Annotated in this window: 21 protein-coding genes and 1 riboswitch; of the genes, 8 read left to right on the forward strand and 13 right to left on the reverse strand. The window is 74.3% G+C overall.

Annotation, left to right across the window (positions count from 1 at the left end):
* Window positions 1-5: 5 nt before the first annotated feature.
* From kdpA to ACN265_RS28460, 3 genes are all read right to left on the reverse strand, one after another.
* Window positions 6-1661 (reverse strand): potassium-transporting ATPase subunit KdpA, encoded by a 1656-nt coding sequence (gene kdpA, locus ACN265_RS28450; protein WP_421410638.1) that lies wholly within the window; start codon window positions 1659-1661, stop codon window positions 6-8.
* Window positions 1661-1750 carry a K(+)-transporting ATPase subunit F gene (gene kdpF / locus ACN265_RS28455; RefSeq protein WP_421410639.1) on the reverse strand — a complete coding sequence of 30 codons (90 nt, stop codon included), beginning with the start codon at window positions 1748-1750 and terminating at the stop codon, window positions 1661-1663. Before kdpF ends, kdpA begins: the two co-directional genes overlap by 1 nt.
* Window positions 1751-2038: 288 nt before the next feature.
* A complete protein-coding gene (locus ACN265_RS28460; RefSeq protein ID WP_420115234.1) occupies window positions 2039-3574 on the reverse strand; it encodes a glycosyltransferase in 1536 nt (511 codons plus the stop codon).
* A gap of 337 nt (window positions 3575-3911) precedes the next feature.
* On the opposite strand from ACN265_RS28460, the gene ACN265_RS28465 reads away from it, so the two are divergent.
* Complete coding sequence (locus ACN265_RS28465; RefSeq protein WP_421410640.1) at window positions 3912-4340, forward strand: ATP-binding protein; 429 nt, start codon at window positions 3912-3914, stop codon at window positions 4338-4340.
* Between the two features lie 168 nt (window positions 4341-4508).
* Here the strand turns inward: ACN265_RS28465 and ACN265_RS28470 are convergent, their stop codons facing one another.
* Complete coding sequence (locus ACN265_RS28470) at window positions 4509-5399, reverse strand: DUF3152 domain-containing protein (protein WP_421410641.1); 891 nt, start codon at window positions 5397-5399, stop codon at window positions 4509-4511.
* A gap of 169 nt (window positions 5400-5568) precedes the next feature.
* On the opposite strand from ACN265_RS28470, the gene ACN265_RS28475 reads away from it, so the two are divergent.
* Entirely contained in the window at window positions 5569-6837 is a 1269-nt protein-coding gene (locus ACN265_RS28475; protein WP_421410642.1) for a DUF2786 domain-containing protein, read from the forward strand.
* Between the two features lie 73 nt (window positions 6838-6910).
* Here the strand turns inward: ACN265_RS28475 and ACN265_RS28480 are convergent, their stop codons facing one another.
* From ACN265_RS28480 to ACN265_RS28500, 5 genes are all read right to left on the reverse strand, one after another.
* On the reverse strand, window positions 6911-7420 hold the full coding sequence (locus tag ACN265_RS28480; protein WP_421410643.1) for a hypothetical protein: 510 nt from the start codon (window positions 7418-7420) through the stop codon (window positions 6911-6913).
* 143 nt (window positions 7421-7563) lie between these two features.
* Window positions 7564-7737 (reverse strand): CsbD family protein, encoded by a 174-nt coding sequence (locus ACN265_RS28485; protein ID WP_088643694.1) that lies wholly within the window; start codon window positions 7735-7737, stop codon window positions 7564-7566.
* Window positions 7738-7883: 146 nt separating this feature from the next.
* Window positions 7884-10160: a heavy metal translocating P-type ATPase gene (locus ACN265_RS28490; protein ID WP_421410644.1), complete on the reverse strand. Its 2277-nt coding sequence runs from the start codon at window positions 10158-10160 to the stop codon at window positions 7884-7886.
* Between the two features lie 14 nt (window positions 10161-10174).
* The gene (locus ACN265_RS28495; RefSeq protein ID WP_421410645.1) at window positions 10175-10408 is read right to left on the reverse strand and encodes a hypothetical protein; all 234 of its coding nucleotides are present in this window, start codon (window positions 10406-10408) and stop codon (window positions 10175-10177) included.
* A gap of 16 nt (window positions 10409-10424) precedes the next feature.
* Window positions 10425-10631: a heavy-metal-associated domain-containing protein gene (locus ACN265_RS28500; RefSeq protein WP_420116861.1), complete on the reverse strand. Its 207-nt coding sequence runs from the start codon at window positions 10629-10631 to the stop codon at window positions 10425-10427.
* Window positions 10632-10725: 94 nt separating this feature from the next.
* Between ACN265_RS28500 and ACN265_RS28505 the strand changes: the two genes are divergently transcribed.
* Window positions 10726-11025: a metal-sensitive transcriptional regulator gene (locus ACN265_RS28505; RefSeq protein ID WP_091244878.1), complete on the forward strand. Its 300-nt coding sequence runs from the start codon at window positions 10726-10728 to the stop codon at window positions 11023-11025.
* A gap of 125 nt (window positions 11026-11150) precedes the next feature.
* On the opposite strand, the gene ACN265_RS28510 is transcribed toward ACN265_RS28505, so the two are convergent.
* Together ACN265_RS28510 and ACN265_RS28515 are read right to left on the reverse strand one after the other, a co-directional pair.
* Window positions 11151-11780: a DUF305 domain-containing protein gene (locus tag ACN265_RS28510; RefSeq protein ID WP_421410646.1), complete on the reverse strand. Its 630-nt coding sequence runs from the start codon at window positions 11778-11780 to the stop codon at window positions 11151-11153.
* A gap of 62 nt (window positions 11781-11842) precedes the next feature.
* Entirely contained in the window at window positions 11843-12373 is a 531-nt protein-coding gene (locus ACN265_RS28515; RefSeq protein WP_421410647.1) for a hypothetical protein, read from the reverse strand.
* A 262-nt stretch (window positions 12374-12635) separates the two neighbouring features.
* On the opposite strand from ACN265_RS28515, the gene ACN265_RS28520 reads away from it, so the two are divergent.
* Window positions 12636-13979, forward strand: coding sequence for a YibE/F family protein (locus ACN265_RS28520; RefSeq protein WP_421410648.1), 1344 nt, complete (start codon window positions 12636-12638; stop codon window positions 13977-13979).
* A gap of 166 nt (window positions 13980-14145) precedes the next feature.
* Window positions 14146-14277: riboswitch (cyclic di-AMP (ydaO/yuaA leader) on the forward strand.
* Window positions 14278-14280: 3 nt separating this feature from the next.
* Window positions 14281-15306, forward strand: coding sequence for a coiled-coil domain-containing protein (locus ACN265_RS28525; RefSeq protein WP_204925897.1), 1026 nt, complete (start codon window positions 14281-14283; stop codon window positions 15304-15306).
* A 105-nt stretch (window positions 15307-15411) separates the two neighbouring features.
* Here ACN265_RS28525 and ACN265_RS28530 read toward each other — a convergent pair whose 3' ends face one another.
* On the reverse strand, window positions 15412-16125 hold the full coding sequence (locus ACN265_RS28530) for a carbonic anhydrase (RefSeq protein ID WP_421410649.1): 714 nt from the start codon (window positions 16123-16125) through the stop codon (window positions 15412-15414).
* A gap of 233 nt (window positions 16126-16358) precedes the next feature.
* Here ACN265_RS28530 and ACN265_RS28535 point away from each other — a divergent pair, with 233 nt between their 5' ends.
* A complete protein-coding gene (locus tag ACN265_RS28535) occupies window positions 16359-16685 on the forward strand; it encodes a helix-turn-helix transcriptional regulator (protein WP_420118800.1) in 327 nt (108 codons plus the stop codon).
* 63 nt (window positions 16686-16748) lie between these two features.
* Here ACN265_RS28535 and ACN265_RS28540 read toward each other — a convergent pair whose 3' ends face one another.
* Window positions 16749-17351 carry a lipocalin family protein gene (locus ACN265_RS28540; protein WP_420118799.1) on the reverse strand — a complete coding sequence of 201 codons (603 nt, stop codon included), beginning with the start codon at window positions 17349-17351 and terminating at the stop codon, window positions 16749-16751.
* A 239-nt stretch (window positions 17352-17590) separates the two neighbouring features.
* Between ACN265_RS28540 and ACN265_RS28545 the strand changes: the two genes are divergently transcribed.
* Window positions 17591-17962: a hypothetical protein gene (locus ACN265_RS28545; RefSeq protein WP_204925893.1), complete on the forward strand. Its 372-nt coding sequence runs from the start codon at window positions 17591-17593 to the stop codon at window positions 17960-17962.
* A 207-nt stretch (window positions 17963-18169) separates the two neighbouring features.
* Complete coding sequence (locus tag ACN265_RS28550) at window positions 18170-18967, forward strand: hypothetical protein (protein WP_421410650.1); 798 nt, start codon at window positions 18170-18172, stop codon at window positions 18965-18967.
* The last annotated feature ends 80 nt before the right edge of the window (window positions 18968-19047 follow it).

Raw genomic sequence — 19047 nt, forward strand, 5'->3', positions numbered from 1 at the left:
CCGGGTCACAGCCCTTCGGCCAGCGGGCCGAGCGCGAGCGCGGGTAGGTAGGTGAGCGCCACCAGGATCACCGTGACGCCGACGACCATCCCGACGAAGAGCGGTCGGTGCGTCGGCAGGGTGCCCTCGGAGGCGGGAACGGGCGCCTGGCGGGCGAGCGAGCCGGCCAGGGCGAGCACGAAGATGATCGGCAGGAACCGGCCGAGCAGCATGCACAGGCCCAGCGCGGTGTTCCACCACGCGGTGTTCACGGTGATCCCGGCGAACGCCGAGCCGTTGTTGTTGCTCGCCGAGGTGAACGCGTAGAGCACCTCGGTCAGGCCGTGCGGGCCGGTGTTCAGCGCGGTCGCGTCGTTGCCGGTGGCGAAGGCGGTGGCGGTGCCGATCAGCACCAGGGCCGGGGTGACCAGGAAGTACAGCGAGGCGAAGGTGATCTCCCGGGTGCCGATCTTCTTACCCAGGTACTCCGGGGTCCGGCCGACCATCAGCCCGGCGACGAACACCGTGATCACCGCGAGCACCAGCAGCCCGTACAGGCCGGCGCCGACACCGCCGGGGGCGACCTCGCCGAGCATCATGTTGCCCAGCGTCATCATCCCGCCCAGCGCGGTGTACGAGTCGTGGAACGAGTTCACCGCACCGGTCGAGGTCAGCGTGGTGACCGCCCCGAACGTCGCGGAGTCCGACACGTCGAAGCGGACCTCCTTACCCTCCAGCGCCGCGCCGACCGCCTGCGGCACGGTGCCGTGCCCGGCCAGCTCGAACCCGGTGGTGAGGGCGACGCTGCCGAGCGCCAGGACGGCCATCACCGCGACAACGGCGTAGCCCTGCCGCTGCTGGCCGACCATCCGGCCGAGGACCCGGGGCAGGCTGAACGGGATCAGCAGGATCAGGAACAGCTCGACCCAGTTCGTCCAGGCGGTGGGGTTCTCGAACGGGTGGGCGCTGTTGGCGTTGTAGAAGCCACCGCCGTTGGTGCCCAGCTCCTTGATCACCTCCTGGCTGGCCACCGGGCCGCCGGGGAGGCGCTGGCCACCGCCGGTCAGGGTGGTCACGTCGGTGCCGGCGGAGAGGTTCTGCACCACGCCGCCGAGCATCAGCACCAGCGCGCCGAGCACCGCGACCGGCAGCAGCACCCGCAGCACGATCCGCACCAGGTCGACCCAGAAGTTGCCCACCTCGCCGGTGCGGCTGCGGGCGAAGCCCCGGATCAGGGCCACCGCCACGGCGATGCCCACCGCGGCGGAGACGAAGTTCTGCACCGCCAGGCCGGCCATCTGCACCAGGTGCCCCATGGTCGACTCGCCCGAATACCACTGCCAGTTCGTGTTGGTCACGAAGGACACCGCGGTGTTCCAGGCCCCGTGCGGGACCACCGGGTCGAAGCCCAGCGACAACCACAGGTGGTTCTGCCACCGTTGGAGGGCGTAGAGGAACAGGACCGAGACGGCGGAGAAGGCGAGCACGCTGCGGGCGTAGACGCCCCACGACTGTTCGGCGGCCGGATTCACCCCGACCAGCCGGAACACCCCACGCTCCAGCCGGGACCGGCGGGTTCCGGTGACCGACCGGTACAGGTGGTCACCGACCGGGCGGTACGCGACGACGAGCGCCACCACCAGGGACGACACGAAGACGACGCCGGCTGTCCCCGTGGTCATCAGAAACGCTCCGGGAACAGCAGCGCGACGACCATGAACACACCCAGACCGGTCGCCAGCACCAGGCCGACGACGTTGACGGCGTTCACCGCTTCTCCACGCCCCTCACCACGAGGGTGAGCGCCGCGAACAGCACCACCGTCACCAGCACGAACACCACGTCAGACACGCGGACTCCCCCAACCGGACGGGTACGCGTGACCGCCTCCCGGCCACGCCGGGCAATCACAACGCGCCGCCGCCCGTGGGGGCAGGGTCCATAACGCGACCGTGACGGGGGGCCACGGTTTCTTGACGGGTTCTTCACGCCGGCCACCGTCGCGGTGACGGGGGTCACGGTAGGGCCGGTCCGCGCCCCGCCACGGGGCCGGGCCGGGTCAGCGGCGGATGGCCCGCCGGATCGACTCGGGCACCCGGCGGGCCACCGCCCGCCGCAGCCGGAAGCGCAGGCTGCCCAGGTGCGGCACGGCGACCGGCCGCGCCCCGTCGGTCGCGCAGCGGAACGCCACCGGGAGTACGGCGTCCTCGGTCCAGCCGCAGCAGGTGACCCGGGCCTTGAGGTCCCAGGTGCCCCTGCTCCGGCCGCCGTTGAGGGCACCGACGTCGAGGCGGGCGGTGCCCCGCTGGACCAGCCGCAGCTCGCCGTCGGCCGTCGGGACCAGCTCGACCGTGCCGGTGACCGGCACGAAGAACTCCTCCCGGGTTTCGCGCTGCCGGGCGATCACGTCGAGCTTGGACTGCTTGATCCGGGCGGTGGCGTCCCGCAGGTCGGCCGGGACGTCGTCCACCGGCACCACCAGCAGCCGCTGCTCGCCGTCGGCGGTGAGGGTGAGCGGCCGGTCGCCGAAGGACAGCTCGGCGGTGAGGGTGACGGTCAGGGTGGTGGCGTCCCGCTCGATCCGCTGCACGGTGGGCACCGCCCGGACGGCCGCCTCCCACTCGGCGAGCCGGCGCAGGTCCGGGGTGCGTCCCTGCTCGATGAGCCGGGTGATGATCCGTTGCAGCGGCGGCAGCCCGGCCGCGACGCCCGGGGCGAACCGGTCCCGGATCGTCCGCTGCGCCTCGCCGACCAGCTGGTCCACCCAGTCGGCGGGGGCGTCGAGCAGCCGCCGGCCGCGCACCCGGGACACCATCTCGTTGCGCAGCCAGCGCCGGTGCAGCCGGTCGCGCAGCGGGCCGGGCTCGGTGTGCGCGTCGACGATGTCGAGCGCCTCGCGCAGGTTGACGAAGTAGCCGGCCGGCTCCAGCGCGGTGGCCGTGACGTTGCCGGCGTCGACCCGCCGCTGGTGGTGGTAGCAGACGTAGTCGGCCAGCACGCAGGTGCGCCGGGACAGGAAGTACGCCCGGGTGACGAAGACGTGGTCCTCCAGCCGACGCTTGCCCTCGGGGAACCGCAGGCCGTGCTCGACGAGGAAGGAGCGTCGGAACAGCTTGTGCGCGGTGAGGCTGTCGATCAGGGGCGCGTTCTCCAGCGTGGCGTCGAACCGGTTGCGCCGGAACAGCTCACGCGGCACCGAACGGCGGTGCCCGGCCATCTTGCCGACCACCAGGTCCGCGTCGTGCTCGGTGGCGCAGGCGTGGAGGCGTTCCAGGGCCTGCTCGCCGAACCAGTCGTCGTCGTCGGCGAAGAAGACGTACTCGCCCCGGGCGTGTTCGACGCCGAGGTTGCGGGGGCGCGACGGCCAGCCGGAGTTGTCGATGTGCAGCACCCGGAAGTGCGGGTGGGCGGCGGCCAGCTCGTCGAGGCGGGGGCCGGTCGAGTCGGTCGAGCCGTCGTCGACGAACATGACCTCGAACTCGTCGGCAGACAACGACTGGCCCAGCAACGAGGTGACGAGCTTCTCGATGTGCGGCCCGGAGTTGTACGCCGGGACCACGACGGTCACCTTGGGGGTCTTCGTACTGGCGGTCATGGCTCTTCCTGAGGCGGTCCGTGAGCCGGCGCGGGGATGCGCCCAACCGTGCGGACGGGCGCCCGTTCCGGGGCGTTCCGTCGCCGACATGGCCCGTTCAGTTTGCGGACTTTACGCGACCGCAGGGGCGGATGCAGACCCCGAATCGGATGATTTCTTCGATCCCCGACGGGACGCCGGGACCCCACCCGCTTCTGCCTGGCAGACCACCCTCGACAGTGGCCCGAAGCACACCCGGCACACCGCTGGCGGTGTGCGGGGCGTGGCGTGGCGTGACGACGAATCCCCGACACCGGGAGCGGGCATAGCGGGCCGCTACGCAGGGTAAACCGGGATCATGGCACAGCTTCTCACCTCGCCGCCCCCGCCGCAGGCCGCCGAGTTGCGCCGGTGGGAACTGGCCGACCCCGCCGACCTGCGTACCCTGCGCGCCTCCCTGCACGAGGCCCTCACCGGTGAGCGACTCCTCGACGGTCAACGGATGGACGAGGTCCCCGAGTTGATCACCTTGGTAGCCACCGAACTCGCCACAAATGCCCTCAAACACGGCATTCCGCCGACCATTATCCGGTTGCTGGCCGTCGACGACTCGCTCATCCTCGACGTGGCCGACCACGACCTCAGCAGCATCCCCGAACTGGCCGACACCCGCCCGATGGGCGCCGGAGGCCGGGGGCTCCAGATCGCCATGGCCGTCTCGCTCAAGGTCGGCTGGTACGCCACCGACCGCACCAAGAACATCTGGGCGTCCTTCCCCCGCCGGTGACCGGGGGGCGCGACGGGGCGACGCCCGCTTGATCGACTCAACGGGGCCGATGATGCGCCTTTGCCCGCCCGGGACAGCGCATCATCGGCCCACCCGGGGTCGGTCAACGCCCACCCGGGGTCGGTCAACGCCCACCCGGGGTCGGTCAACGCCCGCCCGGCGGCCGGGTCAGTCGTCGGAGGGGATCGGGTCGTCGTACTCGCCGGCCGGGCCGGTCAGCAGGGTGCCGCCCACCATCGGCCAGGCGTTCGGCCGGCAACCGTGCAGGCCGAGGGTCTGCTGCTGCATCACCGGGGCCGGCCCGCCCGCCGCCGGACACCGTTCGTGCCCCCGGCCCAGCCGGTGCCCCACCTCGTGGTTGAGCACGTACGCCCGGTAGGTGCCGAGGTCACCCCGGAAGTCGGGAACGCCCCGAGCCCAGCGCGCCACGTTGATCACCACCCGGTCGCCGTTGCGGCAGGAGGTGTACCGGTCGGAGGTGTCCCCGCACAACTCACCCCGGGTGACCGGGGTGGTCAGCAGCACGGTGAAGTCGGCCGGGGTATCGCCGCCGACCCGTTGCAGCCGCCACCGGCCGTCGGCGGTCCAGCCCCGGCGGTCGGCGAGCACCACCGCCACCTCCCGCCCGAACCGCTCCGGGTCGACGTCGTCGATGCCGCCCTCCACCGCCACCCGGTAGCGCAGGAGCTGCCCCCCGCTCCCGGCCACCGCACCCTGCGCGGTCGCCGTCCGCCAGGTGCCGGTCCCCCGCTGCGGGTAGCGCAGCGCCGCCGGGGCGGGCTTGGCGGTGGGGGGCACGGCGGAGGAGAGCGGGGCGGGCACCTGCTCCCCGGGCGGCGCCGGCGGCACCGCCGCGTTGGCCGGCCGGAGCGGTTCCCGCCGTACGTCGCCGACGAGGGCACCCAGGTCGACGCCCTGCCGCTGGGCCACCACCGCACCACCGGCGGCCAGCGCGGCCACCACCAGCACCGCCGTCAGGACGCCGGCCGGGGTCACGCCCCGCCGTCGTCCCCGGTGCCGGCCGCGGTCGACGGACTCGCTCACCGTCAGGGTGCTCACCGTTCGCCTCCTGTGTCCACCCGGGTCCACTCCGGGCAGGAGTACGGGCGCGGGCGACGAACGGATGAGTGGCCGGCAGGGGCAATCCGGGCCCGGGTACCGTTGCCGGGCAGACACTCCCGACGATCCGGACACCACCCGGGCCGTCGTCCCCCAGGAAGGACCACAGGTGCCGGACGCCGACGCCCTCATCACCGCCGCGGTCGCGGCGGTGCGCGGCACCGACGTACGCGACGCGGAGCGGAACCTGGACCGGCTGGTGGTCGGCAGCGCCCCGGCGCGGGCCGGCGACGACGGCGGCCGGGACGTCCCCGCCGGGCCGGCGGCGGTGGACGCCGCGCTGCTGCGCCGGCTCGTCGCCGCCGTGCACCGGCTCTGGCCCCGGGGCTGGCAGCCGGTCGACGTGGCCCGGATCGTGGCCCGCCGGCTCGGCGCACGCCCCGGCCGGCTGGTCGTCGACGCGCTCGCCGCCGACCGGGCGGCCCGGCCCGGCCCGGTGCCGCAGTGGTGGGACGACCAGTTGACCGACCTGGACGCCCGGGTCCGTTGGGACGACGACGCGGGCTGGCTGGGCGGGTGGGCGGCCCGCGAGGGCACGGACCGGATCGCCGCCCTGCGTGACGCGGTCGAGGTGCTGGCACTGCTGGCCGGCCTGCCGCCGGTCGCGGTGCTGCGCCCACCGCCCGGCGGTGTCGGTGCCACGGCCGTGACCGGGCCGTCCGGGCCGTCCGGCTCCCGCGTCCTCGACCGGGTACGCGCGCTGCTGGCCAAGGCGGAGTCCACCACCTTCCCCGCCGAGGCGGAGGCGTTCACCGGGAAGGCGCAGGAGTTGATCGCCCGGCACAGCCTGGAACGGGCGCTGGTCGAGTCGACGGCCGCCCACCCGGACCAGCCCGGCGGGATCCGGATCAGCACCGACGCCCCGTACGCGGGCGCGAAGGCGCTGCTGGTGCAGGAGGTGGCGGCGGCGAACCGGTGCGAGTCGGTATGGTCCGACGATCTCGGCTTCGCCACCGTGCTCGGCTTCCCCGCCGACCTGGAGGCGGTCGAACTGCTGCACACCTCGCTACTGGTGCAGGCCACCGCCGCGATGCTGCGCGGCCGGCGGGAACGGCGCGGCGGCGGCCGGCGGACCAGGGCGTACGACGAGGCTTTCCTGCACGCCTTCGCCCGGCGCATCGGTGAGCGGCTGCGGGCCGCGACCGACGCGGCGGACCGGCAGGCGGCCCAGGACACCGGGGCGGACCGCCTGCTGCCGGTGCTCGCGGCCCGCTCCGGCGCGGTACGGGAGCGGATGGACACCCTCTTCCCCGGTGTCACCCGGGCCCGGCTGACCGTGCGGGACGCCGAGGGCTGGCAGTCCGGCACCTCGGCCGCCGACCGGGCCTCGCTCGCCGGCGGCACGTCGCCGTCGCGCCCGCTGCCCGGTCGACGCTGAGCTGCCCGGTCGACCGAGCTGCCCGGTCGACGCTGAGCCGTCGCGGTAGGGCCCCGACGGCCGTGACGCCGGCTCAGACGTGGCAGTCGCGGGTGAGCCGGGGCGGGATGCCGACGAAGTCGGTGCCCATCCAGCTCGCCGGGCTCTTGGCCGCCGCCCCAGAGTCAATCTTCGTGGCGATCTCCTGGACCAGCTTCTTGATCCGGTCGTCCTGCGCCTTGCGGGCCTGCGCACGGACGTCGTCGGCGAGCCGGCTCAGCCGCCCCTTGAGCTTGCCGTTGAGCTGTTCCGGGGTGAGTTCCTCGCGGGTGGCGTCGACCGAGTCGGCGGCGATCTGCCGGCTGCCATCGATGATCAACTGATCGACGGCGCGGCAGACCTGCGCGGTGTTCGCGGCGGTGCCGGCGCTCGGTCCGGTGCTCTCCGGGGCGGTGGTGGTCGACGCCTCCGGTGTGGGTTCCCCGGTGGTGGCGGTGGCCGACGGGCCGGGTGCGGCGTCGGTGCCGGCCTCCTCGTCCGAGCAGCCGGTGGCGAGGACGGCGAGGACGGCGAGGGTGAGTGCGGTGGTGGAGCGGCGATGCATCGACTTTCCCCGTTCGGTGTGACGGCCGTACCGCGACACGATGCCGCACGGGTGGGCGGGAAATCGAATCGGCGGGCACCGGCGGGCCCGGACACGCGTCACGCCGGCCCGACGGGGTCGGTCCGGCGTGACGGTGGTGCGGTTCAGCTCTTGAAGGCGTCCTTGACCTTCTCGGCGGCCTGCTTGAGGCTGGACTTGGCCTGGTCGTTGCGGCCCTCGGCCTCAAGGCGCTCGTTGTCGGTCGCCCGGCCAACGCCTTCCTTGATCTTGCCGGCGGTGTTCTCGGTCGTGTTGCCGATCTTGTCGTCGAACCCCATGAGAGCCTCCCGATGTGAGCATGTCGTTCCAACGACCTTCAACTACCCCCGCCCCCCGTCCCCAAAACACCCCCGCCACCGGCCCCAGCCCGATGACCAAGAGGTTCGCGTCACCCGGGAGCCGGCCGGTGACGCGAACCTCTTGATCAACTCGGCTGTGCGGGGTGGACGGTGATGGTGGAGAAGCGGCGCAGGCGGAGGCTGTTGGCCACCACGAAGACCGACGAGAAGGCCATCGCCGCGCCCGCGATCATCGGGTTGAGCAGGCCGGCGGCGGCCAGCGGGAGGGCGGCCACGTTGTAGGCGAACGCCCAGAACAGGTTCCCCTTGATCACGGCGAGGGTGCGCCGGGAGAGCCGGATCGCGTCCACCGCGGCGGTCAGGTCGCCCCGGACCAGGGTCAGGTCGGACGCCTCGATCGCCACGTCGGTGCCGGTGCCCATGGCCAACCCCAGGTCGGCCTGGGCCAGGGCGGCGGCGTCGTTGATCCCGTCACCGACCATCGCGACCGTGTGGCCCTGCTCCTGGAGCCGGCGTACCACGTCGACCTTGTCGGTCGGCAGCACCTCGGCGGTGACCCGGTCGATGCCGACCTCGGCGGCCACCGCCTGCGCGACCGTCGCGTTGTCCCCGGTGAGCAGCACCGGGGTCAGGCCCAGGGCCCGCAGCCCGGCGACCGCCTCCCGGCTGGTGGGTCGGACCACGTCGGCCACCGCGAGGACCCCCCGCGCCCGCCCGGACCAGCCCGCCACCACCGCCGTACGCCCGGCGGCCTCCGCCTCGGCCATCGCCCGGACCACCTCCCCGGGTACGTCCAGACCTCGCTCGCGCAGCAGCCCCGGTCGCCCGACGACGAGGTCGTGGCCGTCGACGGTGCCGGTGACGCCGAGCCCCTCGGTGGCGGCGAACCCGGTGACCGGGGGCAGTTCCCCGGCCTCGGCGGCACCGGCGGCCACGGCGCGGGCGATCGGGTGCTCGGAGCCGGCCTCCACCGCCCCGGCGAGCCGGAGCAGTTCGGCCCGGTCCTGCCCCTCGGCGGGGCGGACGTCGACCAGGGTCATCCGGCCGGTGGTGACCGTGCCGGTCTTGTCCAGCACCACCGTGTCGACCTGCCGGGTGGACTCCAGCACCTCCGGCCCCTTGATCAGGATGCCGAGCTGGGCGCCCCGTCCGGTGCCGACCAGCAGCGCCGTCGGGGTGGCCAGGCCGAGCGCGCACGGGCAGGCGATGATCAGCACGGCCACGGCGGCGGTGAAGGCGGCGGTGGGGCCGGCCCCGGACCCCAGCCACCAGCCCAGGGTGCCGACGGCCAGCACGATGACGACCGGCACGAACACCCCGGAGATCCGGTCGGCGAGCCGCTGCACGGCGGCCTTGCCCGTCTGCGCCGCCTCCACCAGCCGGGCCATCTGGGCGAGCTGGGTGTCCGCACCGACCCGGGTGGCGGTGACGACCAGCCGGCCGCCCGCGTTGACGGTGGCACCGGCCACCGTGTCGCCGGGCCCCACCTCGACCGGCACCGACTCGCCGGTGAGCATGCTGGCGTCGACCGCCGAGGTGCCCTCGTCGACCCGCCCGTCGGTGGCGATCTTCTCGCCGGGCCGGACCACGAACCGGTCGCCCACCACGAGCTGGTCGACCGGAACCCGGGTCTCCGTGCCGCCGCGCAGCACGGCGACGTCCCGCGCGCCGAGTTCGAGCAGGGCGCGCAGGGCCGCCCCGGCGGTCCGCTTGGAGCGGGCCTCGAAGTAGCGGCCGGCCAGCAGGAACACGGTCACCCCGGCGGCGGCCTCCAGGTAGATGTTGCCGGCACCGTCGGTACGGACGATGTCCAGCCGGAACGGGTGGGTCATCCCGGGCATCCCGGCGTCACCGAGGAAGAGCGCCCAGAGCGACCAGCCGAACGCGGCCAGGGTGCCGAGCGACACCAGGGTGTCCATGGTCGCCGCGCCGTGCCGCAGGTTGGTCCAGGCGGCCCGGTGGAACGGCAGCCCGCCGTACGCGACCACCGGGGCGGCCAGGGTCAGTGACAGCCACTGCCAGTAGGTGAACTGCCAGGCCGGCACCATCGCCAGCACGATCACCGGCAGGGTGAGCACGGCCGACACCCGCAGCCGGGTCCGCAGGGCGTCCAGCTCGTCGGCCGGTGCACCGGCCGGTTCCGTGCCGGCGGGGGCGGGCGGCGGGGGGACGACGGCGGTGTAGCCGGTCTTCTCCACGGTGGCGATCAGGTCGTCGGGGGTGACGCCGTCGGCGTACCGGACGGTGGCCTTCTCGGTGGCGTAGTTGACGCTCGCCTCGACGCCGTCGAGCCGGTTGAGCTTCTTCTCGATCCGGGCGGCGCAGGAGGCGCAGGTCATCCCGCCGATGGCCAGCTCGATCTGGTGGGGCGCGGTGGGCAGGTTCTGGGCGGTCGGGGTCATCGCGGCACCTCCGGTCAACCGTGGGTGTGACCGGCCCCGCCGGTGCCGGTGACGGTCACGCTCGGCGTCGGGTCGGTGGTGGGCTCGGGGCTGACGGGACTGGGGACGGATTGCGGGGTGTGCGCGGGGTCGTGGCGGGTCCCGGCGGGCGGGGTGACGGGGCCGGTCAGCTGGCCGACCCCGTACGCCGCGCCGAACACCACCGCGAGGGCGAGGGCGAAACCGCCCAGCCTGGTCGGCGTGTTCATCGGTCGCCCCGGACCGTCACGCCTCGACGAGGTCGTAGCCGGCCTCGTCGACGGCGGCCCGCACGGATGCGGTGTCCAGCGGGCGGTCGCTGGTGACGGCGACCCGGCCGGAGGCCAGGTCGACCTGGACGTCGGTGACGCCGTCGAGGGCACCCACCTCGGCACTCACCGCGCTGACGCAGTGCCCGCAGGTCATGCCCGTCACCTGGTAGTTCGTGATCATGCGACTCTCCCCTCCACTCGTCCAACATACCCCCCAGGGGTACGCTGCCCTGCGACCGTAGCATACCCCCCGGGGGTACGCTATCCTGGTCACCATGACCACACCGAGCACCCCGGTCCGGGGCTACACCGCCAGCAAGGACCAACTGCTCGCGCGGCTGCGCCGCGTGGAGGGGCAGGTCCGGGGCATCGAGAAGATGGTCGACGACGACCGGTACTGCATCGACGTGCTCACCCAGATCTCCGCCGTGCAGGCCGCCCTGGACAAGGTCGCCCTCGGGCTGCTCGACGGCCACGCCCGGCACTGCATGCACGAGGGGGCCGCCGAGGGCCGGGCCGACGAGATGGCCGCCGAGATGATGGCCGCCGTCGGCCGCCTGATGAAACGCGGCTGACCCGGCCCGCCCGTCGGCGACCTGCGGTCAGCGGGGCACCGGACGGGCGGACCGGTCGGGAGCCCGGCCCGCCCGGCGTCGCGGGGCCGGTGGGATCCGGCCCCGCGACGCCTCACGGGTGGAGGTCAGAGCCGGGCGAGGATCTTCCGCATGGTGTCGATCTCGCCCTGCTGGGTGGCGACGATCTGCTGCGCCATGGCCCGCGCCCCGGCGTGCCGGCCGTCCGCCACCTCCTGCCGGGCCATGGTGATCGCACCCTCGTGGTGGGCGATCATCAGGCTGAGGAAGAGCCGGTCGAAGTCCCGACCGGTCGCCCCCTCCAGCCGGGCCAGGTCGGCGTCGGACATCATCCCCGGCATGCCGTGGTCCATCCCCGGCAGGTGACCGCCGGCCGGGCTGTCGGACGGGACGGGCCGGCCCCAGGCGGTGAGCCAGCCGGTCAGGGTGGCGATCTCCGGGGCCTGGGCGGCCCGGATCCGTTCGGCCAGCCGGGTGACCTCCGGATCGGCGGCCCGGTTCCCGGCCAGCTCCGACATCCGTACCGCCTGCCGGTGGTGCGGGATCATCATCTGGGCGAACATCACGTCGGCCGGGGCGACCCCGGCGGACTCGGAGGCGGCCGGGGCGGCACCCACGGCCGGGCGGCCGTGGCCGCCGTCGGTGGAGTGGTCGCCGCCGCAGGCGGACAGGGCGACGACGGTGCTGAGCGCGACGCCGGCCAGGGCGGCACGGCACGCGCGACGACGAGTGGACACGGGCAGACCTTTCAGTACGACGGAGACGGACGCGGGACGCGGCGGAGCCACGTCGGGGCGTCCTATCTGCGCAGTACCGACACCGAGGCGAGGCGGAGCCCGAGCGGACGGGGTGGCGGGGCGCGCGGCTCCCGGGGCCGCGACGGCGGACGGGACACCCCGGCCGGCCTGGACCGCACCGCGAAGAGCAGCACCAGTACCGTCACGGTGAGCGCCCCGAGCACCGCCAGGCAGACGCTCCACGCCGTCGCGGGTGTGCCGGGTGGGCCGGCGGGCAGCGCCACCGCGCACCCGTCCCCGCACCCCCGCAGGGTCGGGTCCGCCACCGCGACGCCCCACCCCGGACCGACCGGGACATCCCACACCGCAGGCGTCAGGTGCATCAGGTCCGCCGCCGGCACGGGGACGGACGACCTGTCGGCGGCGGGCCGGTGCGGGTCGTCGGTCGACGTGCCGTGGCCGGTGGGGTGGCCGCCGCCCGGGTGCGCGTCGTGGCCGAGGGTGTGCATCGCGGAGAGCCCCAGCAGCGTGCCGACGAGCAGGAGCAGCCGCAGCCACCGCCCGGTCGTCGTCGCCGTACCCGCCCGCCGCACGGCTCCACGCTAGCGTGCCCGGGCCGCCCGGCGGGCCGGTACGGGTGGGTCGGCGCGCGCCGGGGCCCGGCCCGTCGGGGCCGGGTGCGGGGTGGCTGCCGGGACCGGCCGCCGCCGGCGCCCCTCGACCTACCGTGGGCAGGGCGAACCGGGCGGGCCTGGGTGGTGGCTACCATCGTCCGACGATGACCCGCCGTCCGTGGTGAACCGGCTGGCCGGCTGACACGTATCCCGTCCCGGATCGTTGGGAGAACTCGCACACATGGGCGCCGACCACACCCGTCCCGCTCCGTCCACCCCGCCACGGGTGCGGCGGCTCCTCGTCATGACGGTGGTGCCGCTCATCGTGGTCACGGTGATCGCCACGCTGGTGCTCTGGCCCGGTGCGACCCCGAAGATCGACCAGGGTGAGCAGGTGCCCCGCCACCACGGCACGGTGACCCGGGTGGTGACCGAACCGTGCCCGCCCGCCCCGCAGACCCCCGACGGCCCTCCCGGGGTGGCCGACGGACCGTGCGGGACGGTGACGGTCGCCGTCGAGCAGGGGCCGGACGCGGGCCGTGAGGTGCAGACGCCGGTGCCGTCCGGGCCGGGAGCGCCGACGGTGGCGGTCGGCGACGAGGTGGTGCTCGTCGCGTTGGCCGACCCGAGCGATCCGTCGGCGAGCAGCTACCACATCGCCGAGCACCAGCGGGGCATGCCGTTGCTCTGGCTGGTCGCCCTGTTCGCGGCGGCGATCGTGGCGTTCGGCCGGCTGCGCGGACTGGCCGCCCTGGCCGGCCTCGGGGCCAGCTTCGCCATCCTGTTGACCTTCGTGGTGCCGGGCATCTCCGCCGGGGGTGCGCCGCTGCCGATCGCGGTCACCGGCGCCGCCTTGATCATGTTCGTGGTGCTGTACCTGACCCACGGGATCACCGCGCAGACCTCGGTGGCGGTGCTGGGCACGTTGGGCAGCCTGGTGCTGACCGGCGTGCTGGGCACGCTGGCCACCGCCGCCACCCACCTGACCGGGTTCGGCAGCGAGGAGGCCACCACGCTGTCGATGTACCAGCGTGACGTGGACCTGCACGGCCTGCTGCTGGCCGGGATCATCATCGGGTCGCTCGGCGTGCTCGACGACGTCACGGTCACCCAGGCGGCCACCGTAACCGAGCTGGCGCACGCCAACCCGGGGCTGTCCCGGTTGCAGCTCTACCGGGCGGCGACCCGGGTCGGCCGGGCGCACATCGCGTCCACGGTCAACACGATCGTGCTGGCGTACGCGGGCGCGTCACTGCCGTTGCTGCTCCTGCTCACCGCCGACAGCCGCCCGGTGAGCCAGATCCTCACCAGCGAGTTCCTGGCCCAGGAGATCGTCCGCAGCGCGGTGGCGACCCTCGGCCTGGTGGCGGCGGTGCCGCTGACCACCGGGTTGGCCGCGCTGGTCGTGACCGCCGGGCGGGGACCGGCCGACGCCGGTACGACCGGGTCGCCGCCCACCCCACGTCCCGCCCCCGACCGTGCCGAGGCGCTGGAGGCGTTGAGCGCCCCCCGGCACGGCGAACCGTCCACCCCGGCCCCCGCACGATGGCCAGACCCGGAAAGGAGCACGGACACCGCATGGTGACACTGCGCTGCGTGACCGGAGGCGAGGTCACGCCTGTCGGTCGCGTCACTGATTACCCCTCGCTATCGGGAAAATACTCATTTGGTCGGGTTGCGGGCGTAGATCCCCGGTACGACTCTCGGGTAACCTCGCTGCCGGTCACCGCCGAAGGCGCCCACCGGCGCCAGCGGTGCCACCGCCCAATCGCCGTACGGCGAGCCGGGGAACCGAGCACCTGGGGTGAATCCGCGCCAGCGGTAGGGGCCACTTCCGTCCCGAACCCGTCAGCTAACCCGGTCGGCGGTCGACGGAAGGGAAAACTGTGACGGCACCCCTACGCCGCTGGTTGACGCCGGCAGTGGCCGTACTCGCCGCCCTGGCGATCGTCGCCGGACCGGCCGCCGCCCCCGCGACGGCCGCGCCCAACGCGCCCACCCCCTCGGGGCACGAGGAGGACGACGAGCCGAAGCTGCTCACCGACGTCATCGAGGCCACCAACCGGGAGTATTCGGCGGCGAAGACCCGGCTGGAGAAGTCCAAGAAGCGCCAGCTCGAATACGCCATCGAGGTGGAGAAGGCGGAGCAGGAGCTGGCGGCGCTGGCCCCGCAGGTCACCGAGATCGCCGCCCAGTCGTACCGGACGGGTCGGGTCGGCGCGGTCGCCGCGCTGCTGGAGAGCGACGCGCCGGACGCCTTCGTCCGCCGGGCCGCCGCCCTGGACGAGCTGAACATGGTCAACGCCGGCAAGCTGGCCGAGGTCAACAAGGTCAAGACCCGGGCCGAGCAGGCCAAGCTCGCCGTCGACGCCGAGGTCCGGGAGCAGCAGAAGCAGGCCAACCTGATGGCCAAGAAGAAGACCGAGGCCGACAAGGCACTGGCCCTGGTCGGCGGCCGGGGCTTCACCGGCGGCCTGGTCGACGCGACGTCCCCGGTGGCCCGCGTCGCACCCGGCCAGACCGCCAACGGCGACTGGCGCGGGGAGTCGTGCAGCGAGAACGACCCGACCACGTCCGGCTGCATCACCCCGCGCACGCTGCACATGTACAAGGAGGTCAAGCGGGCCGGGTTCAACCGGTTCGTCGGCTGCTACCGCCCCGGCGGGCCGTGGGAGCACCCCAAGGGCAGGGCGTGCGACTGGTCGTTGCAGAACAGCGGGTTCAGCCCGTGGCACAACAACGACACCCGGATGTACGGCAACAACCTCGCCGCGTTCCTGATCCGCAACTCGGACCGGCTGGGCATCTACTACGTGATCTGGAACCGGCAGATCTGGTTCCCGGCCAACGGCTGGAGTTCGTACTCGGGGCCGTCCAACCACACCGACCACGTCCACGTGTCACTGCTGTAGCGACCGTGTTCGGCACCGCACCACCGGCCCCGATGAGTTGTTCGGGCCACGCATGACGAAGGCCGCCCGGCTGAGCCGGGCGGCCTTCGTCGTGACCGGTGCGGGTCAGGAGGCGACGGGTTCCGGCGCCGCACCGGCCGGCACGGTCGGTGCGGGCACCACGGCGGCGGGCTCGGGCAGCGCGGCGGCGGGCTCGGGCAGCGCGGCGGCGGGCTCGGGGGCCGGGGCGACCTGGTGGACCTCGCCGGCGGCGAGCCGGTAGGACATGCCGACCACCGCGCACCGACCGGCGGCCACCTCGGCGGCGATCACCGGAGAGTTGCCGAGCAGCACCTCGACGGTCTGCGCGATGTGGATGTCGACGATCCCGTCGATGTCGTGCACCCCCTGCTGGGCCGCGCGGCGCAGGCTCGGCCCGACGGCGGCGACCACCGAGTAGAGGTGCCCCGGGGGCTGGGTGCCGGTGCGGGCCGTGTCCCGGGCCGCCTGCACCGCACCGCAGGAGTCGTGCCCGAGGACCACCACCAGCGGGGTGCCGAGCACCGTGACCGCGTACTCGACGCTGCCGAGCACCTCGGGCCCGGCGGTGTGGCCGGCGGTCCGGACCACGAACAGGTCGCCGAGACCCCGGTCGAAGATGATCTCGGCGGCGAGCCGGGAGTCGGAGCAGCCGACGATGACGGCGAAGGGATGCTGACCGTCGGCGACGGCGGTGCGGTGCCCGGCGTCCTGGTTGGGATGACGGGGCGCACCGGCGACGAACCGCCGGTTGCCGGCCTGCAACTCGGCCAACGCCTGGGTCGGAGTGATCGGGGCCATTGCCTCACCTCGGTCCGGAATCGCACCTGGTCACGCCGGCCGGCGGCGACGACGGCCGTGTCCCCACGGTCACACGCAGCTAAAGGTACGTCAAGATTTCGTGATACACGTTTCAGGCGTCGGTCGGCGCGGTGTCGACGGCGTGTCGGACCCGGGGCGCGTACCGCATCGGCGGGCGACCCCGGGACCCGTCGGGGCGGCCGACGACGGGTCTCCCAGGTACGGGCCATACCATGACCGGCATGGCGACAGACGGCACGGGGAGCACCCGGAACTGGACGTTCCTCACCAACCACGGCCATGTGCTGCTCGCCATCGCCCGCAACCCCACCGCCCGCCTCCGCGACGTCGCCGACGAGGTCGGGGTGACCGAACGGGCCGCCCAGGCGATCGTCGCCGACCTGGAGGCCGGCGGCTACCTGCGGCGTACCCGGGTCGGCCGGCGCAACGAGTACACGCTCAACCCGAGCGGCCATTTCCGGCACCCGGCCGAGGCCGACCGCCAGGTCGGCGCCCTGCTCGCCCTCTTCAGCCCCGACCCGGCCGACGCCGGGTCCTGAGCCGCCGGACCGGCACACGACGACGGCCCGCCCCGGCGGGGACGGGCCGTCGCGGATGGAGGGTCAGCAGAAGCTGCCGGCTCCGCCGCCACCGTCCTGCCGGGTGGTGCGGAAGTCGCACAGGTCGTAGCCGTTGGCGGTGAGCGCCGCCTTCGCCGCCGCCGTCTGCGCCCCGGTCAGCGCCGGCTCCCGGGAGAGGACGAAACCGGTGCTGCGGTCCGGGTCGCCGACGACCGCCCACCGGTAGTCGGGATCGAGCCCGATCACCACGTAGTTCGGCCCACCCAGGTAGATCCACCTACCGCCGAGCTTGAGGAAGGACACGGTCAACGCCGAGTCGGCCGGCGGGTTCTCACTGCGGGCCCGCCCGGTGACCGCGCTGGTGGTGCCCACGATGGTGCGGCAGGTGTTGCGGACCCCGATGGTGCCGTCGGGCTGGACGTCGTACCGCGCCGTCACGTTCTTGTAGCACTGGATCTCGAAGATGGCCGGGATGGCGGCGACCTGGTACCAGTCGCCCGCGTAGCGCTCGACGTCGACGTCGGCCACCGGGGTGAGCGGTCCGGTGTCGACGGCGGTCGGCGCGGCCTGCGCGGGTGCGGCGGTGGCCAGCACCGCCGCCGCGGCGACCGCGACGGCCGCGACGACCTGACGGCGTACTCCCATGGTGTCTCCTCCGGTCTGTCGGTCCGGCGCGACGCAGCGTCACGCCGTCGGCGGAATTGCCCGGACCCACCGGCCGGAAACTGTCGGCATTCTCATTCTCGTCGATGCATCCAGGCGCAGGTCAATGGCCGTATCCCTGGTGGGAGCAGTCCGTCCACACGGCACACCGTGGCCCGACTCACTCCTCCGCTCGGGTCACCGCCGCTGCGCGTACGGCCGGTCGGGGATAGGTTGGACGGGTGATCCGCGTAGCCCCCACCCAGCCGGTCTGGGTGTCGAGGCTGCGCGACCTGACCCGGCTGGCGGTCACCGCGCTGGTGCTCGCCGCCGGCCTCGGCGGGTTCCTCGCCGTCACCGGCGGCCCGGTCGCCGTCACCGCCCGACCGTCCGTGGTGACCTCGCGGGTGGCGACACTGCCCGCCGACGCCCGGCCGACCGGCGATCGGGCCGACGCCCGACCCGGTGACGGGCGGCCCGACGACGGGTCGCTGCGACCCCAGCCGCCGACGCCCGCCGTCGAGAACGCCGCCCGGCCCGTCGCGCCGGCCGCCGGGGCGACGCCGGACCCGGTCCGGGACGCCACCGGCCGCCGCGGCCCGCCCCGGAGCTGAGCCGCGCGGCACCTGCGCCGCCCGGCCGGCCACGACCGGGCCCCTGCCGACCACGGCCCCGGGTGCCCCGGCCGGCCCGACCGCGGTCCGGTCCGGCAGATCCGGTCCGCCCGACCCGGTCCGCCCGTCGCAGGACGCGCCGCCCAGCTTCCGCCCGCTGCCGGGCCCCCGTCCGTCCACATCGTTGTCCACCGTGAGGTGTTGGTGATGCAGACCGTCTTCTCCGCCGTCCTGCCCGATGTTCCCGCCGCCGCCGCGATCTGGCTGATCCTGCTCGCCCTCGCCGCCGTCGCCGTCGCGGCCCTGGTGGTCCGGCCCGGCCGGCTCCGGCTGGCGGCGGCCGGGCGGTTCCGCGACGCCGCCCTGCCCGACGACCCGGAACGGGCCGAGCAGGACCGGGAGCACACCCGGTACGCCGAGGAGGTCGCCGTGGCGGCCGAGCGGGCCGGCACCACGGCGAGCCGGCTGCGGGCCGAGTGGCTCGCCACCCAGGACGAGGTCGAGTCGGCCTGGACCGTCCTGGAGGCGGCCGAGGCGCACCTGCGCCGGCTCGCCGCCGCCGCGGTCATGCCCCTGCCGCACACCGGTCAGACCCCCGCCGAGTACGCCGACCGGGAACGCTGGCTGCACCGGGCCGCCGAGGAGGCGCACCGGCGCGGTGAGCTGTCGGACGAACAGCTCGCCGACGCCCTCGCCCACCGGGCCGGCTGGGACCCGCGCCGGCACCCGGTGGAGCAGGAACTCGTGCTGCGCCGCGCGACCCGGGACCACCTGGCGGCCCGGCACCGGGCGGCGGTCGCCCGGGAGCAGGCGGCCTGGCGGGCCGCCGATCTGGCCGGCGCGGCGGCCCGCAGCCTGCGCGACGAGGCGTTCGCCGCGCGGGAGCGCCGCCCGGAGCGGGCCGAGTCGGTGCTGCCGATGCCGGAGGCCCCACGCTCGGCGGCGGACACCACCCGGGAGAACCCGGTCGTGGCGCGCGGCCGGGCCGCCGTTCCCGCCTACTGACCCACCCCCACGACCTGACCGACCGCACGACGACGTCGCCGCCGACGCCGGGCCGCGCCACCCGCCGGTGACGGCGGCGC

The organism is Micromonospora sp. WMMD730 (assembly GCF_049178955.1).
Classification (GTDB): Bacteria; Actinomycetota; Actinomycetes; order Mycobacteriales; family Micromonosporaceae; genus Micromonospora; species Micromonospora wenchangensis.

Excerpts from the sequence above, each read along its gene's own strand:
- kdpA (WP_421410638.1), bottom strand. The coding sequence starts at position 1,661 with ATGACCACGGGGACAGCCGGCGTCGTCTTCGTGTCGTCCCTGGTGGTG.
- ACN265_RS28460 (WP_420115234.1), bottom strand. The coding sequence starts at position 3,574 with ATGACCGCCAGTACGAAGACCCCCAAGGTGACCGTCGTGGTCCCGGCG.
- ACN265_RS28465 (WP_421410640.1), top strand. The coding sequence starts at position 3,912 with ATGGCACAGCTTCTCACCTCGCCGCCCCCGCCGCAGGCCGCCGAGTTG.
- ACN265_RS28480 (WP_421410643.1), bottom strand. The coding sequence starts at position 7,420 with ATGCATCGCCGCTCCACCACCGCACTCACCCTCGCCGTCCTCGCCGTC.
- ACN265_RS28485 (WP_088643694.1), bottom strand. The coding sequence starts at position 7,737 with ATGGGGTTCGACGACAAGATCGGCAACACGACCGAGAACACCGCCGGC.
- ACN265_RS28490 (WP_421410644.1), bottom strand. The coding sequence starts at position 10,160 with ATGACCCCGACCGCCCAGAACCTGCCCACCGCGCCCCACCAGATCGAG.
- ACN265_RS28495 (WP_421410645.1), bottom strand. The coding sequence starts at position 10,408 with ATGAACACGCCGACCAGGCTGGGCGGTTTCGCCCTCGCCCTCGCGGTG.
- ACN265_RS28500 (WP_420116861.1), bottom strand. The coding sequence starts at position 10,631 with ATGATCACGAACTACCAGGTGACGGGCATGACCTGCGGGCACTGCGTC.
- ACN265_RS28505 (WP_091244878.1), top strand. The coding sequence starts at position 10,726 with ATGACCACACCGAGCACCCCGGTCCGGGGCTACACCGCCAGCAAGGAC.
- ACN265_RS28520 (WP_421410648.1), top strand. The coding sequence starts at position 12,636 with ATGGGCGCCGACCACACCCGTCCCGCTCCGTCCACCCCGCCACGGGTG.
- ACN265_RS28530 (WP_421410649.1), bottom strand. The coding sequence starts at position 16,125 with ATGGCCCCGATCACTCCGACCCAGGCGTTGGCCGAGTTGCAGGCCGGC.
- ACN265_RS28535 (WP_420118800.1), top strand. The coding sequence starts at position 16,359 with ATGACCGGCATGGCGACAGACGGCACGGGGAGCACCCGGAACTGGACG.
- ACN265_RS28540 (WP_420118799.1), bottom strand. The coding sequence starts at position 17,351 with ATGGGAGTACGCCGTCAGGTCGTCGCGGCCGTCGCGGTCGCCGCGGCG.
- ACN265_RS28550 (WP_421410650.1), top strand. The coding sequence starts at position 18,170 with ATGCAGACCGTCTTCTCCGCCGTCCTGCCCGATGTTCCCGCCGCCGCC.